The organism is Nocardioides agariphilus (assembly GCF_015352445.1).
Classification (GTDB): Bacteria; Actinomycetota; Actinomycetes; order Propionibacteriales; family Nocardioidaceae; genus Nocardioides; species Nocardioides agariphilus.
This window is the reverse complement of record NZ_JADKPO010000007.1, coordinates 71,690-86,637: the sequence shown is the minus strand read 5'-3', so window position 1 is coordinate 86,637 and position 14,948 is coordinate 71,690. Positions and strand designations below refer to the sequence as shown.

At 69.0% G+C, this 14,948-nt stretch carries 9 protein-coding genes; 4 read left to right on the top strand and 5 right to left on the bottom strand.

All coding sequences use genetic code 11. The annotated features are described in order from the left end of the window. Nucleotides 1–34 precede the first annotated feature (34 nt). The 4 genes from glgB to ISU10_RS06965 form a co-directional block, all read right to left on the bottom strand. Complete coding sequence (glgB, locus tag ISU10_RS06980; RefSeq protein ID WP_194695656.1) at nt 35–2,230, bottom strand: 1,4-alpha-glucan branching protein GlgB; 2,196 nt, start codon at nt 2,228–2,230, stop codon at nt 35–37. Between the two features lie 40 nt (nt 2,231–2,270). Further along, on the bottom strand, nt 2,271–3,881 hold the full coding sequence (locus tag ISU10_RS22915; RefSeq protein WP_370864886.1) for a maltokinase N-terminal cap-like domain-containing protein: 1,611 nt from the start codon (nt 3,879–3,881) through the stop codon (nt 2,271–2,273). Beyond that, on the bottom strand, nt 3,878–5,554 hold the full coding sequence (treS, locus tag ISU10_RS06970; protein WP_194695736.1) for a maltose alpha-D-glucosyltransferase: 1,677 nt from the start codon (nt 5,552–5,554) through the stop codon (nt 3,878–3,880). The genes ISU10_RS22915 and treS overlap by 4 nt, the downstream gene beginning before the upstream one ends. A 128-nt stretch (nt 5,555–5,682) precedes the next feature. Continuing rightward, nucleotides 5,683–7,665: an alpha-1,4-glucan--maltose-1-phosphate maltosyltransferase gene (locus ISU10_RS06965; RefSeq protein WP_194695655.1), complete on the bottom strand. Its 1,983-nt coding sequence runs from the start codon at nt 7,663–7,665 to the stop codon at nt 5,683–5,685. Nucleotides 7,666–7,800: 135 nt separating this feature from the next. On the opposite strand from ISU10_RS06965, the gene glgP reads away from it, so the two are divergent. Further along, the gene (glgP, locus tag ISU10_RS06960) at nt 7,801–10,431 is read left to right on the top strand and encodes an alpha-glucan family phosphorylase (protein ID WP_194695654.1); all 2,631 of its coding nucleotides are present in this window, start codon (nt 7,801–7,803) and stop codon (nt 10,429–10,431) included. An 8-nt stretch (nt 10,432–10,439) separates the two neighbouring features. Here glgP and glgX read toward each other — a convergent pair whose 3' ends face one another. Further along, the gene (glgX, locus tag ISU10_RS06955) at nt 10,440–12,575 is read right to left on the bottom strand and encodes a glycogen debranching protein GlgX (RefSeq protein WP_370864884.1); all 2,136 of its coding nucleotides are present in this window, start codon (nt 12,573–12,575) and stop codon (nt 10,440–10,442) included. A gap of 97 nt (nt 12,576–12,672) precedes the next feature. Between glgX and ISU10_RS06950 the strand changes: the two genes are divergently transcribed. From ISU10_RS06950 to ISU10_RS06940, 3 genes are all read left to right on the top strand, one after another. Then, on the top strand, nt 12,673–13,452 hold the full coding sequence (locus tag ISU10_RS06950) for an enoyl-CoA hydratase/isomerase family protein (RefSeq protein ID WP_194695652.1): 780 nt from the start codon (nt 12,673–12,675) through the stop codon (nt 13,450–13,452). Nucleotides 13,453–13,478: 26 nt separating this feature from the next. After that, the gene (locus ISU10_RS06945) at nt 13,479–13,904 is read left to right on the top strand and encodes a hypothetical protein (protein ID WP_370864883.1); all 426 of its coding nucleotides are present in this window, start codon (nt 13,479–13,481) and stop codon (nt 13,902–13,904) included. Nucleotides 13,905–14,121: 217 nt separating this feature from the next. After that, entirely contained in the window at nt 14,122–14,928 is an 807-nt protein-coding gene (locus tag ISU10_RS06940) for an electron transfer flavoprotein subunit beta/FixA family protein (protein ID WP_370864881.1), read from the top strand. Nucleotides 14,929–14,948 lie beyond the last annotated feature (20 nt).

Here is a 14,948-nt window from a genome sequence, read left to right as displayed (position 1 = left end):
GGCCTCGGGAGTTGGGCCGAGGTGGCCCGGAACGTCAGCCGGAGCTCTTGCGGAACCACACCGTCGCGAGCGGCGGCAGGACCAGGGTGGCGTGGGCGGGCTGTCCGTCGTGGTCGCCCTCGACCGCCTCGATCGAGCCGAGGTTGCCGACGCCGGAGCCGGCGTAGGTCGCGGCGTCGGTGTTGACGACCTCCTCCCAGGTGCCCGCGGAGGTCAAACCGAGTCGGTAGTCGCCGTGAGGGACCGCGGCGAAGTTGGCGACACAGACCAGGTCGGGGTCGCCGTCACGGCCGTGGCGGACGAAGGAGAAGACGTTGCGTCCGGCGTCGTTGGCGTTGATCCACTCGAAGGACGCCGCCTCGTCGTCGCGCGACCAGATGGCGGGCGAGTCGACGTAGGCGCGGTTGAGGTCCCGGGTCAGGTCGTGCACACCGCGGTGCTCGGAGTGCTCCAGCAGCCACCAGTCGAGCTCGCGGGCCTCAGCCCACTCCGACTCCTGGCCGAACTCGGCGCCCATGAAGATCAGCTGCTTGCCCGGGTGGGCCCACATGTAGGCCAAGAAGGCGCGCACGTTGGCCAGCTGCTGCCAGCGATCACCGGGCATCTTGCGCAGCAGGGAGCCCTTGCCGTGGACGACCTCGTCGTGGCTGATCGGCAGGCAGAAGTTCTCCGCCCAGGCATAGACCAGCGCGAAGGTGAGCTCGTTGTGGTGCCAGGAGCGATGCACGGGCTCGCGCTGGAAGTAGCCGAGGGTGTCGTGCATCCAGCCCATGTTCCACTTGAAGCCGAAGCCGAGCCCGCCAGAGTCGGTTGGTCGGGTGACGCCCTCCCAGCTGGTCGACTCCTCGGCGATGGTGATCGCGCCGGGGACCCGCTTGTAGACCGTCGCGTTCATCTCCTGGAGGAACTGCACGGCCTCGAGGTTCTCGCGACCGCCGTGCACGTTCGGCTGCCACTGGCCGGCCTCGCGGCTGTAGTCGAGGTAGATCATCGAGGCGACGGCGTCCACGCGCAGTCCGTCGACGTGGTACTCCTCGAGCCAGTACAGCGCGTTGGCGACCAGGAAGTTGCGTACCTCCCGGCGGCCGAAGTTGAAGACGTAGGTGCCCCAGTCGGGGTGCTCGCCGCGCGAGGGGTTGGGGTCCTCGTAGAGCGGCGTGCCGTCGAAGCGGGACAGCGCGAACGTGTCCTTGGGGAAGTGCGCCGGCACCCAGTCGACGATCACGCCGATGCCGGCTTGGTGCAGCCGGTCGACGAGGTAGCGGAACCCGTCGGGGTCGCCGAACCTCGCGGTCGGGGCGAAGTAGGACGTGACCTGATAGCCCCAGGAGCCGCCGTACGGGTGCTCCATCACCGGCAGGAACTCCACGTGGGTGAAGCCGAGGTCGGTCAGGTAGGGCACCAGGTCGTCGGCGATCTGCTGGTAGGTGTAGGCCTCGCCGCCCCAGTGCTTCTTCCACGATCCGAGGTGCATCTCGTAGACCGACATCGGCCCGTGCACCGCAGGGCGGTCGCCGCGGTGGGTCATCCAGTCATCGTCACCCCAGGAGTACGACGACTCGAAGACGACCGACGAGGTCGCCGGGGGAGTCTCGGTGTGGAAGGCCATCGGGTCTGCCTTCTCGCGCCACTGGCCGTCGGCGCCCAGGATCAGGAACTTGTACTTCGTGCCGTTGCCGACGTCGGGCACGAACAGCTCCCACACCCCCGACTCGCCGAGCTGGCGCATGGGGTGCTCGCGGCCGTCCCAGCTGTTGAAGTCGCCCTTGATCCGCACCCCTTTGGCCGATGGCGCCCACACCGCGAACGACGTGCCGTCCACGGGCGCGGTGCCCAGTCCCTCGTAGTGGTGGCGATGGGCGCCCAGTACGGTCCACAGCTGCTCGTGACGGCCCTCGTTGATCAGGTGCAGGTCGACCTCGCCCAGGGTGGGGAGGAACCGGTAGGGGTCGTCGCGGGTGATCGCTCCCTGCCCGTAGTCGACCTCGACGCGGTAGTCGGGCACGTCGTCGATGGGCAGCTCGCCGACCCAGATCCCGGAGTACTCGTGGTCGAGCTCGACGACCTCGTCGGTGCCGTACCGCACTCGCACCGTCTTGGCCAACGGCTTGAACACACGCACGGTGACGCCGCTCTCGCCCAGGTGGGCCCCGAGGATCGAGTGCGGGTCGCCGTGGCCACCGTGCACCAGCAGCTCCAGCTCCTGTGCGGTCTTCTCAATGACAGCCATGGTGACCTCCCTGTTGTCGGTCGAGCTTGTCGAGACCCATCTAGCCCGCCAGCCGCTCGATCGCGGTCAACGGGACGGGTACCCACGACGGCCGGTTGCGTGCTTCGTAGACCGCTTCGTAGACGGCCTTGTCGGCGACATAGGCGTCGAGCAGGGTCTGCTCGTCAGCTGTCAGCCCGCGGTCGCCGACGTAGGCGGCCAGGAACGCCGAGCAGTTGCGCGCGGCCCACTCCGCAGCCCGGAACGCGCGCTGCTCGGCACCGGTGTCGTCGGTGGTGTCGGCCTGTCGCTCGGCCACGCGCGGTGCGTAGTCGAAGGAGCGCAGCATGCCGGCCACGTCTCGCCACGGGGAGTCCGGCAGCACGCGCTCGGCCAGCGGCTTGGCCGGCTCGCCCTCGAAGTCGACGATCTTCCAGCCCTTGACGGTGCGCAGCGTCTGACCGAGGTGCAGGTCGCCGTGCACCTGCTGGACCACGACGTCGGGCACGTCGGCCGCAGCGGCGAACTTGGCTCGCAGACCCGCGGCGTACGGCGCGAGCTCGGGCACCACCTCTACTGCGGCGTCGAGCCGGGCTGCCATCTCCGTGGCCAGGTCGGCCTGCTGCTGCGCCGTGCGCACGTAGCTGGGGAAGTGGGAAGCCAGCGCCCGATGCACGTCTGCGAGCGACTCGCCGAGCCGCGCTGCCTCGGCGGCGAAGTCCCCACCGACCTCGTCGGCGTGCAGGTCGGCCTCCGCGAACAGGTTGCGCACACTGGAGAGTGCCGCGTCCCACCCGTCGGTCGCCGTGCGCAGGAACTGCTGCAGCATCGCCAGCTGCAGCGGCTGTTCCTCGCTTGAGGAAGGCGCGCCAGCGTCCCCGCTGGTTGAGGAAGGCGCGCCAGCGTCCCCGCTGGTTGAGGAAGGCGCGCCAGCGTCCCCGCTGGTTGAGGAAGGCGCGCTAGCGTCCCCGCTGGTTGAGGAAGGCGCGCCAGCGTCCCCGCTGGTTGAGGAAGGCGCGCCAGCGTCCCCGCTGGTTGAGGAAGGCGCGCTAGCGCCTGTCTCGAAACCACGAACCTCAAGCCACCCGTACAGATGCGCCACGTGGTCCGACCCCGCCTCGGTCAGCACCCGATGCACGGCGATGTCGGGGTTGAGGCCAGGGGTCACCTTGCGAAAGACCTTCAGCAGCGCGTCGTCGCCGAAGGCCATCGAGGAGTTCGACTGCTCGCCTGAGAACAGCGTCGAGTGGGCCTCCGTGTCGAGGTCGTAGCCGGGAAGCCGGTGCCAGCGCAGGGTGGTCGAGCTCGTTGAGACCCCGTCGCCCCTCGCGGCCTCGTCGAAGGACCTCAGCCAGCCCGCCATCGCGTCGCGGTCGTGCACCGCGTCGTACGCGTGTACGAAACCGCCGAGCTCGGGCTCCTCCCACCAGCCGACGAAGGCATGGTCGAGCCGGTCCTGGCGCTCGGCGTAGTAGGCCAGCGGCAGCTGGTAGAGCTCCTCGCTCGAGTCGTCGTAGGTGAGCGTGACCAGCTCGATCGAGGCGCGGGCCACCGTGCCGGTCTCCACCCAGCCCAGTCGCCGGACCCTCGTCACCTCGAAGTCGCGTCCCTTGCCGCCGAACCAGCGGGCCGACTCGATGAACGTCTTGAGGTCGTGCAGGGGAAGGGTCACGGCGTCGTCGACTCCTCGTCGGGGCGGGTCAACCGGAACCAGTAGAAGCCGTAGCCGCCGAGCGTGAGCAGGTAGGGCAGCTCGCCGATGCGCGGGAAGGTCACGCCGCCGAGCAGCTCGATCGGCACCATCCCCTCGAACCGGCGCAGGTCGAGCTCGACCGGCTGGGCGAACCGCGACAGGTTGTTGACGCACACGATCACGTCGGTGCCCGCGTCGGTCACGTGCTCGCGGGCATACGACAAGACAGTGGCGTTGCTGCCGCCGAGATCGGTGAAGCTGCCGAGACCGAACGCTGGGTGGCCGCGCCGCGCGTGGATCATCCGTCGGGTCCAGTGCAGCAGGGACGACGCGTTCTCGAGCTGTGCCTCGACGTTCACGCTCTGGTAGCCGTAGACAGGATCCTGGATCGCCGGCAGGTGCAGCTTGCCGGGCGTCGCGGCCGAGAAGCCTGCGTTGCGGTCCGGAGTCCACTGCATCGGCGTGCGGACGCCGTCTCGGTCGCCGAGCCAGATGTTGTCACCCATGCCGATCTCGTCGCCGTAGTAGAGGACCGGCGAGCCGGGCAGCGAGAGCAGCAGTGCGGTGAACAGCTCGATCTGGTTGGTGTCGTTGTCGAGCAGGGGCGCCAGCCGCCGGCGGATGCCGATGTTGGCCTTCATCCGCGGGTCCTTGGCGTACTCGGCCCACATGTAGTCGCGGTCCTCGTCGGTGACCATCTCGAGCGTGAGCTCGTCGTGGTTGCGCAAGAAGATGCCCCACTGGCAGCGGTCGGGGATGGCCGGGGTCTGCTCCATGATCTCCGAGATCGGCCAACGCGACTCGCGGCGCACCGCCATGAAGATGCGCGGCATCACCGGGAAGTGGAAGCACATGTGGCACTCGTCGCCGCCCACCTCGAAGTCGCCGAAGTAGTCGACGACGTCGGCGGGCCACTGGTTGGCCTCGGCGAGCAGCACCCGACCGGGGTAGTTCGTGTCGACGAACCTGCGCACGGCCCTGAGGGCCTCGTGGGTCTCCGGGAGGTTCTCCCCGTTGGTGCCGGGCCGCTCGAAGAGGTAGGGCACGGCGTCGAGGCGGAACCCGTCCAGGCCCATGTCGAGCCAGAACGCCATCGCCTCCAGCATCGCCTCCAGCACCTTCGGGTTGTCGAAGTTGAGGTCGGGCTGGTGGCTGAAGAACCGGTGCCAGTAGTACTGCTGGCGCACGGGGTCCCAGGTCCAGTTCGACGGCTCGGTGTCGACGAAGATGATCCGAGCCTCCTCGTAGAGCTCGTCGGTGTCGGACCAGACGTAGAAGTCGCCGTAGGGCCCGTCGGGGTCGGAGCGGCTGGCCTGGAACCACGGGTGTGCGTCGCTGGTGTGGTTCATGACGAAGTCGATGATCACGCGGATGCCGCGCTGGTGGGCCTCGTCGAGGAAGTGGTGGAAGTCCTCGACGGTACCGATCTCCGGGAGGATGTCGGTGTAGTCGGCCACGTCGTACCCGCCGTCGCGCAGGGGCGAGGTGAAGAACGGCGGCACCCACAGGCAGTCGACGCCCAGCCACTGCAGGTAGTCGAGCTTCTCGGTCAGCCCCCGGAAGTCGCCCGTGCCGTCGCCGTTGGAGTCCCGGAACGAGCGGACCAGCACCTCGTAGAACACCGCTGTCTTGAACCAGTCGGGAGTGGACAGCGACTCCGTCGGTGCGTCGACCTCGCGGACCTCCTCCGAGACGTCGACCCCTGCCGGGGGCGTCGGCGTCTGTTCACTGAAGTCCCCCCGGACCGACTCGAGCACGGCGGGATCGCTGGGGTCCTGGGTCACGACTTCCTCACGCTGAGGATGTGGGCGGGCTCGTGGCCGGGATCGAGACGCACGTAGTTGCGCTCCTTCCAGTTCCAGGTCTGCTCGGTGATCTCGTCGTAGACGTTGAAGGTGTCGTGCCAGCCCATGCCCAGCGCGGGCATGTTGAGGTTCACGGTCGTCTCTCGCGCGCCGTGCGGGTCGAGGTTGACCACGACGATGACCACGTCGTCGGGGTCGTCGGGGTCGTCGCCGGCTCGCTTGGAGAACACGAGCACGTTCTCGTCCTCGGCCGAGTGGATGGTCACGTTGCGCAGCAGCTGCAGAGCCGGGTGTGCGCGTCGTACGTGGTTCAGGCCCCGGATGTACGGCGCGAGCGTGCGGCCCTCCGCCTCCGCGCGGTCCCAGTCGCGGATCCGGATCTGGTACTTCTCCGAGTCGAGGTACTCCTCGCTGCCCGGCTTGACCGCCACGTGCTCGTAGAGCTCGTAGCCGGAGTAGACGCCCCAGCTCGGAGAGCCGGTGGCCGCCAGCACCGCGCGGATCTTGAACATCGCCGGGCCGCCGTACTGCAGCGACTCGTGGAGGATGTCGGGGGTGTTGACGAAGAAGTTCGGCCGCATCAGGTGGTCGGTGTGGTGGGACAGCTCGCGGAGGTAGTCCTCGATCTCCCACTTGGCCGTGCGCCAGGTGAAGTACGTGTAGGACTGGTGGTAGCCGATCGCGCCGAGGGTGCTCATCATCGCGGGCCTCGTGAAGGCCTCGGCCAGGAACAGCACGTCGGGGTCGGTGCGGCGCACCTCGCGCAGCAGCCACTCCCAGAACGCGACGGGCTTGGTGTGGGGGTTGTCGACGCGGAAGATGCGGATGCCGTGCGACATCCACAGCTTCACGATCCGCAGCACCTCGCGGCAGATGCCGATCGGGTCGTTGTCGAAGTTGACGGGGTAGATGTCCTGGTACTTCTTGGGCGGGTTCTCGGCGTAGGCGATGGTGCCGTCGGCGCGGGTGGTGAACCACTCCGGGTGGCTCTCGACCCACGGGTGGTCCGGCGCGCACTGGAGCGCGAGGTCGAGCGCGATCTCCAGCCCGAGCTCCTTGGCGTGGCCGACGAACGCGTCGAAGTCCTCGAAGGTCCCGAGGTCGGGGTGGATCGCGTCATGACCCCCGTGCTTGGAGCCGATCGCCCACGGTGAGCCGGTGTCCTCGGGTCCGGGGTCCAAGGTGTTGTTGGGGCCCTTGCGGTTGACCTCGCCGATCGGATGGATCGGCGGCAGGTAGACCACGTCGAAGCCGAGGTCGGCCGCGTAGTCCAGGCGCTTGCGGGCGGTCACGAAGTTCCCGCTGACGACCTTGCCCGTCGCCTCGTCGACGTAGGCGCCTTCGGAGCGGGGGAAGAATTCGTACCAGGAGCCGTACAGCGCGCGCTGACGGTCGGCGTACATCGGGTAGGGGCCCTCGACGGTCACCAGTTCGCGGATCGGGTGTGCGGCCAGCAGTCTGGTCAGGGCGGGGGACTGGAGGGCAGCCAGCCGCGCCTCGACGGGTCGCGCGAGGTCCTGCGTGGCCGCGATCGCCCCCTCGAGGGTCTCCTTCTCCGCCGCCTCGCTCACCATCTCCTTGACCCGCTCGAGCAGCAACCGGCCCTCGGTGAACATCAGCTCGACGTCGACGCCGGCGGGGATCTTCAGACCGGCGGCGTGCTGCCAGGTGCCGATCGGGTCGGACCACGCCTGCACCTCGAAGGTCCAGGCTCCCTGGGCGTCGGGGGTCACGAAGCCCTCGTAGACGTCGGGCCGCTCGGGATGCTTGACCAGGGCGGCCGGTTCGCGCCGGTTGCCGCGTGGGTCCGTGGCGATGACCTCGGCGCCGAGCTTGTCGTGCCCCTCGCGGAACACGGTCGCCGAGACCGGCATCGGCTCGCCAACGGTGGCCTTGGCCGCCTGCCGGCCGAGATCGACGACGGGCATGACGTGGAGGATGGGGATACGCCCGACCATGCTCCCCACCATTGCGGGTCGCCGGGCACCCGTGCAAGCCGCGCTCCGGGTGTGAGACGGGGAAGCTGAGTCCTCAACCACCGAGATGCGGCGAGAATTTGGAACGATCCAGAGGAAAAGGACTACCTTCCTCAAATGCGCGCGATCCGTCGATTCATCGTACGTCCCGTCCTGCCGCCGGTGTTGGCCCCGCTGGCCGACCTGGCAGGCAACCTCCGGTGGTCGTGGCACCCCTCGACCCAGGACGTCTTCGCCTCCGTCGACCCGCAGATCTGGGACTCCGTGCAGCACGACCCGGTGCGGCTGCTGGGCGCCGTCGGGCGCGAGCGTTGGGGACAGCTCGCCGACGACGACGGGTTCCTCGACCGTCTCGTTGCGGCCAAGGCCGACCTGGACGCCTACCTGACCACGGACCGCTGGTACCAGCGAAAGGCCGGTGCCGACGCGCCGCGCGCGATCGCCTACTTCTCGCCGGAGTTCGGCATCACCGCAGTGCTGCCCCAGTACTCCGGCGGCTTGGGCATCCTGGCCGGCGACCACCTGAAGGCAGCCAGCGACCTCGGCGTGCCGCTGGTCGGTGTGGGGCTGCTCTACAAGTCGGGCTACTTCAAGCAGTCGCTCTCACGGGAGGGCTGGCAGCAGGAGACCTACCCCGTGCTCGACCCCGACGAGCTGCCGCTCTCGATGCTGCGCGAGCCAGACGGCACCCGAGCCACGGTGTCCATCGAGATGCCCGGGGGTCCGGCACTGCTGGCGGGCATCTGGGTGGCGAGCGTCGGTCGGGTTCCGCTGCTGCTGCTCGACTCCGACGTCGAGGGCAACCCTGACCCCTACCGCGAGGTCACCGACCGCCTCTACGGCGGCACCAAGGAGCACCGACTCCGCCAGGAGCTGCTCCTCGGCGTCGGCGGGGTGCGGGCCCTGCGCGTCTACTCCCGCCTGACCGGAGCGCCGGCGCCCGAGGTCTTCCACACCAACGAGGGCCACGCGGGCTTCCTGGGTCTCGAACGCATCCGCGAGCTCACCGTCGGCGACGGGTCGCCGGACGGGTCACCGGACGGATCACCGGACGGATCACCGGACGGGGGTCCGAAGCTCGACTGGGACACCGCCCTCGAGGTCTCCCGCGCGTCGACCGTGTTCACCACCCACACTCCCGTGCCCGCCGGCATCGACCGTTTCCCGCGCGAGCTGGTGGAGCAGTACTTCGGCGCCAGCGGCCCAACAGCCGGCGTACCCGTCGAGAGGGTGCTCGCCCTCGGGGCCGAGGACTACGAGGGCGGCGACCCCTCGGTGTTCAACATGGCCGTGATGGGCTTCCGCCTCTCCCAGCGCGCCAACGGCGTATCCCTGCTCCACGGCCATGTCAGCCGCGAGATGTTCAACGGCCTGTGGCCCGCCTTCGACGAGGCCGAGGTGCCGATCGGGTCGATCACCAACGGCGTCCACGCGCCGACCTGGGTGGCCCGCGAGGTCATCGAGCTGGCCACCTCCCGCGGGGTCGACCCCGACGGCGACGACGTCGACGCCTTCTTCCGCACCGTCGACGAGGTGCCCGGCACCGAGATCTGGGCCGTCAAGCGCGAGCTGCGAGAGCGACTGGTCCACGACGCCCGCCGTCGGTTGCGCAAGTCCAGCCAGGACCGCGGCATCGCCAAGGCGGAGCTGGGCTGGGTCGACACGGCCCTCGACCCCGACGTGCTCACGATCGGCTTCGCGCGGCGCGTGCCGTCCTACAAGCGGCTCACCTTGATGCTGCGCGACCCCGCACGCCTGAAGAAGCTGCTCACGCACCCCGAGCGTCCGATCCAGCTGATCATCGCGGGCAAGTCGCACCCGGCCGACGACGGCGGCAAGAAGCTGATCCAGGAGATCGTCCGGTTCGCCGACGACCCCGAGGTCCGCCACCGCATCGTGTTCCTGCCCAACTACGACATCGCGATGGCGCAGCCGCTCTACCCCGGCTGCGACGTGTGGCTCAACAACCCGCTGCGCCCCTACGAGGCGTGCGGCACGTCCGGCATGAAGGCCGCCCTCAACGGCGGCCTGAACCTCTCGATCCTCGATGGCTGGTGGGACGAGTGGTACGACGGCAACAACGGCTGGGCCATCCCGTCGGCCGACGGCATCGAGGACCCCGACCGTCGTGACGACATCGAGGCCCACGCGCTCTACGACCTGATCGAGAACGACGTGGCGCCGAAGTTCTACGACCTCGACGGCGAGGGCGTCCCGACCCGCTGGCTGGAGATGGTGCGCCACACCCTCAAGTCGCTCGGCCCGAAGGTGCTGGCGAGTCGGATGGTGCGCGACTACACCCGCAACCTCTACACCCCGGCGGCCGTCAACGGGCGGGCGCTCAACGACGACTACGCCGGCGCTGCCAAGCTCGCCGCCTGGAAGAAGAAGGTCAAGGGCGGCTGGGCCGAGGTTCGCGTCGAGCACGTCGAGAGCGAGGGCGTCGGCGACGCTCCCGAGGTCGGTGACTCGCTCACGGTCCGGGCGTTCGTGGCCCTGGGCTCGCTGAGTCCCGACGACGTCGACGTCCAGCTGGTGCACGGGGTGATCGACAGTGACGACGCACTGGTCAACACGACCACGGCCTCTCTGGCGCCGGTGGAGACCTACGAGGGGGGCCGGTACCGCTTCGACGGCACCGTCACCCTCGAGCACTCCGGCGCCTTCGGCTACACCGTGCGCGTCGTACCCCGCAACTCCCTGCTCGCCTCCGTCGCCGAGCTCGGCGTGGTGGCCGTGCCTGGCTGAGCCTCGGCTCAGGAGTGGCGCAGGACGACGACCGTGCGGGGGCCCAATGTGAGGGTCTCGCCGGCCTCGGCCGGGGTGCCGACGGGGTGGTCGGCGCACGTCGAGAGCACCACTTCGCCCGACTTCACCCAGTCGTCCTTCGGCAGGGTCACCTCGACCTCGGCGTCATCGGCGTTGAACCACATCAGGAACGAGCTGTCGCGCTGCTGCTCGCCGCGCGGGCCGGGGGAGCGCAGCGGGTCGCCCGAGACGAACATGCCGATCACGTGCAGCGACTCGTCGAACCAGTCCTGCGCCTCCATCTCACGGCCCGAGGGGTGCATCCAGGCGAGGTCCTTGGGACCCCCCTCGAGGCTCGGGGTGCCGGCGAAGTGGTGCCGTTGGCGCAGCGTGTGGTGGTCGCGGCGCAGGCGCAGCGCGGTCTTGGTCAGCTCGTAGACGTCGAGCCAGGCGTCGTCGGGGCGCCAGTCGACCCAGGAGACCTCGTTGTCCTGCACGTAGGCGTTGTTGTTGCCGCGTTGGGTGCGCCCGCGCTCGTCGCCGGCCGTGATCATCGGGCTGCCGCTCGACAGGCACAGCGTGATCATCAGGTTCGCAGCCTGCCGGCGCCGCAGGGCCAGGATCTCCGGGTCGTCGGTCTCGCCCTCGACGCCGTGGTTCCACGACCGGTTGTGGTCGGCCCCGTCGCGGTTGCCCTCGCCGTTGTCCTCGTTGTGCTTGTGGTCGTAGCTGACCAGGTCGCGCAGGGTGAAGCCGTCATGCGCCGTCACGAAGTTCACCGAGGAGTACGGCGAGCGCCCGTCGTCGGCGTACAGGTCGGAAGAGCCCGACAGCCGTGAGGCCACGGCCCGGATCGGGCCCGGGTTGAGCCAGAACTCGCGCATCGTGTCGCGGTAGGTGTCGTTCCACTCCACCCATGGCGGCGGGAAGAGCCCCACCTGGTAACCGTCCATCGAGGCGTCCCACGGCTCGGCGATCAGCTTCACGTTGCGCAGCACGGGGTCCTGGCCGATGGTGGTCAGGAAGGCGCTCCGCATGTCGATCTCGTGCCCGGTGCGCGCGAGCGCGGAGGCCAGGTCGAAGCGGAAGCCGTCGACGTGCATCTCGGTCACCCAGTAGCGCAGGGAGTCGAGGATCAGGCGCAGCGCGTCGTTGTTGGAGGAGTCGACCGTGTTGCCGCAGCCGGTGATGTCCAGGTAGGCGCTACCGGGTGCCCCCGAACGCTTGTAGAAGCCTAGGTCGTCGAGGCCGCGGAAGGAGTACGTCGGTCCGGTCGACTCACCCTCGACGGTGTGGTTGTAGACCACGTCGAGGAACACCTCGATGCCGGCGTCGTGGAAGCTCTTGACCATCTGCTTGAACTCGGTGACCTGCTGCCCGCGGTCCCCCGAGGAGCTGTAGGCGGCGTGGGGGGCGAAGAACCCGATGCTGTTGTAGCCCCAGTAGTTGACCATCCCGCGGGCGGCGACGGCCGGCTCGGTGAAGAACTGATGCACGGGCATCAGCTCGACAGCGGTCACGCCCAGGTCGTTGAGGTAGTTGGTCACAGTGGGGGTGCCGAGACCGGCGTAGGTGCCGCGCAGGTGCTCGGGGATCTCGTTGTGGAGCTGGGTGAACCCCTTGACGTGCAGCTCGTAGATCACGGTGTCGCGCCAGCGCCGCCGCATCGGCCGGTCCTCGCCCCAGTCGAACTCGTCGTGCACCACGACACTGCGCGGCATGGACGGCGCGGAGTCGACCGCGCTGCGGGTGTTCGTGACCGGGTCGTAGTCGAGGAGGGCCGGCCCCGGAGTCGGCTCGCCGGTGATCGCCATCGCGTAGGGGTCCAGAAGAAGCTTGTTGGGGTTGTGACGGCGGCCGTGCCGCGGGTCCCACGGGCCGTCGGCGCGAAACCCGTAGCGCTGGCCGACGCGAACCCCCGGCACCTGGCCGTTCCAGACACCCAGCGTGTGCTCGGTCAGCTGGTGCCGGGTCTCGACGTCGTCGTCGTCGAACAGGCACACCCACACGGCGGTGGCCTCGGGAGCCGACACCGCGAAGTTCGTGGCCTCCGGACGCCACGTGGCACCCAGGTCCTGGTGGTGGCCGGGCCAGACGGGGAGCGTCTCGTCGCGGGTCCGCCACGCCCAGCTCTCCGGAATCACCCGACACATTGTGCTGCCAGTGCCCGGCAACCCGTCGCAGGACCCGGGAAACGGTGGTCGCTAAGGTCTCCTGCGTCCGCACGAAGGGAGACACGCCATGGGCGAGCACGTGCGCCTCGAGGTGGCCGACGGGGTCGGCACCATCCGACTGGACCGTCCCAAGATGAACGCGCTCAGCGCTGCGATGCAAGACGACATCAAGGCCGCGGCCCAGGAGGCGACCGAGCGTGACGACGTACGCGCCGTGGTGCTGTGGGGCGGCGAACGTGTCTTCGCCGCCGGTGTGGACATCAAGGAGATGGCCGACATGTCGTACGTCGACATGGCGCGGCGCTCGGGCGTCATGCACGGCGCCTTCACGACGGTGGCGCGCATCCCCAAGCCGGTCGTGGCCGCCATCAACGGCTACGCACTCGGCGGCGGGTTCGAGCTGACCTTGTGTGCTGACGTGCGCTTCGCAGCCGAGGACGCCGTGGTCGGCCAGCCCGAGGTCCTCCTCGGCGTGATGCCGGGTGCCGGCGGCACCCAGCGGCTGACCCGGCTGATCGGGCCGAGCAAGGCCAAGGACCTGATCTTCACCGGACGCTTCGTCAAGGCCGATGAGGCGCTGGCGCTGGGCATGGTGGACCGGGTCGTGCCGGCCGACCAGGTGTACGCCGAAGCGGTCGCGTGGGCGGGCCAGTTCGCCAACGCCGCTGCCTTCGCCCTCCGCGCGGCCAAGGAGACCATCGATCGCGGGCTCGAGACCGACCTCGAGACCGGGTTGGAGATGGAGAGGCAGCAGTTCGCGGCGCTGTTCGCGACCGAGGACCGCGACATCGGCATGAGGTCGTTCGTCGAGAACGGCCCGGGGAAAGCGCGGTTCGTCGGTCGTTGACGGCGCGGAAGTGGGATTCTGAGCACGTGTCCGACCAGAGCAACGACCCGCAGAGCTGGCGCAACCGCCAGGCCGGTGGAGCAGGCCAGGACTCCGACCAGCAGCCCGGGCGGGGTGCAGCCGCAGCAGCCAAGGCCAAGGCCGGTGCGGACTTCGTCCGCCTCCGGCTGGCGCAGCTGGTCTGGCTGGTCTGCGTCATCGCTGCGTTGATCCTGGCCGCCGGAGCGCTGTTGATCGCGCTGCAGGACTCCGTCAACCGGGGCAACGACCTCGTCCAGTTCGTGCTCGACGCCGCCGACAAGCTGGACCTCGGGGTCTTCGACCGCGGCAATGGCGTGTTCGGGTTCGACGGCAAGAACGCCGAGACCAAGGACGCCCTGATCAACTGGGGCATCGCCGCCGTCGTCTGGCTCGTGGTCGGCAAGATCATCGACCGAGTCATCAGGCCCTGAGACCAGAACCTCCGGGGCACAGGCCCGGTCGGCTCACATTCTCGAGGTGCGCCACGAGATCTTGGTGACCGACGTGTAGCCCGGCTTGCGCCCGGGTCGGCCGCCGGTCGCGCCAGGAGCGCGCATCGCCAGATGGCGACGCCGTCAGCGCCGTCTGTGAGGCATCGCACCCCGACCGCCGGGGGACGGGCGGTTACGCGCTAGTAGCCTCTGGGCCGTGACTTCGATCGTCGTGTGTGTGAAGTACGTGCCGGATGCCACTGCTCACCGTGGCTTCGAGGCTGACAACACCGTGGACCGGTTGGGTGTGGATGGGTTGTTGTCGGAGCTCGATGAGTATGCGGTGGAGCAGGCGTTGCGGTTGAAGGAGAAGGCCGAGGATCCGGAGTCGGTGTCGGTGACGGCGTTGACGGTGGGTCCGGAGAAGGCTGTGGACGCGGTCCGCAAGGCGTTGCAGATGGGCGCTGATGCTGGGGTGCATGTCTCGGACGAGGCCATCGCCGGGTCCGACGCGATCGCGACGTCGCTGGTGCTGGCCGCGGCGGTCAAGAAGGCCGCCGGCGGCGACGTACCGGATCTGGTGATGTGCGGCATGGCCTCGACCGATGGGTCGATGGGGGTGTTGCCGGCGATGTTGGCCGAGCGGCTCGGTGTGCCGCAGGTGACGTTGGCCTCGGTGGTGGAGACCCAGGGCGACCAGGTCCGGATCAAGCGCGATGGTGACACCGCGACCGAGGTGATCGGCGGCACGATGCCGTTGGTGTTGTCGGTGACCGACCAGTCCGGTGAGGCCAGGTACCCGTCGTTCAAGGGGATCATGGCGGCCAAGAAGAAGCCGATGGCGACCTACTCGCTGGCCGACCTCGACGTGCCGGCCGACCAGGTCGGCCTGTCGGTGGCGTGGTCGGTGGTCGAGGGCACCGAGGCCCGCCCGCCCCGCAGCCAGGGCGAGATCGTCAAGGACGAGGACGGCTCGGGCGCTACGGCGCTGACCGAGTTCATGGCTTCCAAGAAGTTCATCTGACCCCCACGGATTGTCTGAGG

Coding starts and splice junctions, on each gene's coding strand:
- ISU10_RS06965 (WP_194695655.1), bottom strand. CDS start 7,665: ATGGTCGGGCGTATCCCCATCCTCCACGTCATGCCCGTCGTCGATCTC.
- glgB (WP_194695656.1), bottom strand. CDS start 2,230: ATGGCTGTCATTGAGAAGACCGCACAGGAGCTGGAGCTGCTGGTGCAC.
- ISU10_RS06950 (WP_194695652.1), top strand. CDS start 12,673: ATGGGCGAGCACGTGCGCCTCGAGGTGGCCGACGGGGTCGGCACCATC.
- glgP (WP_194695654.1), top strand. CDS start 7,801: ATGCGCGCGATCCGTCGATTCATCGTACGTCCCGTCCTGCCGCCGGTG.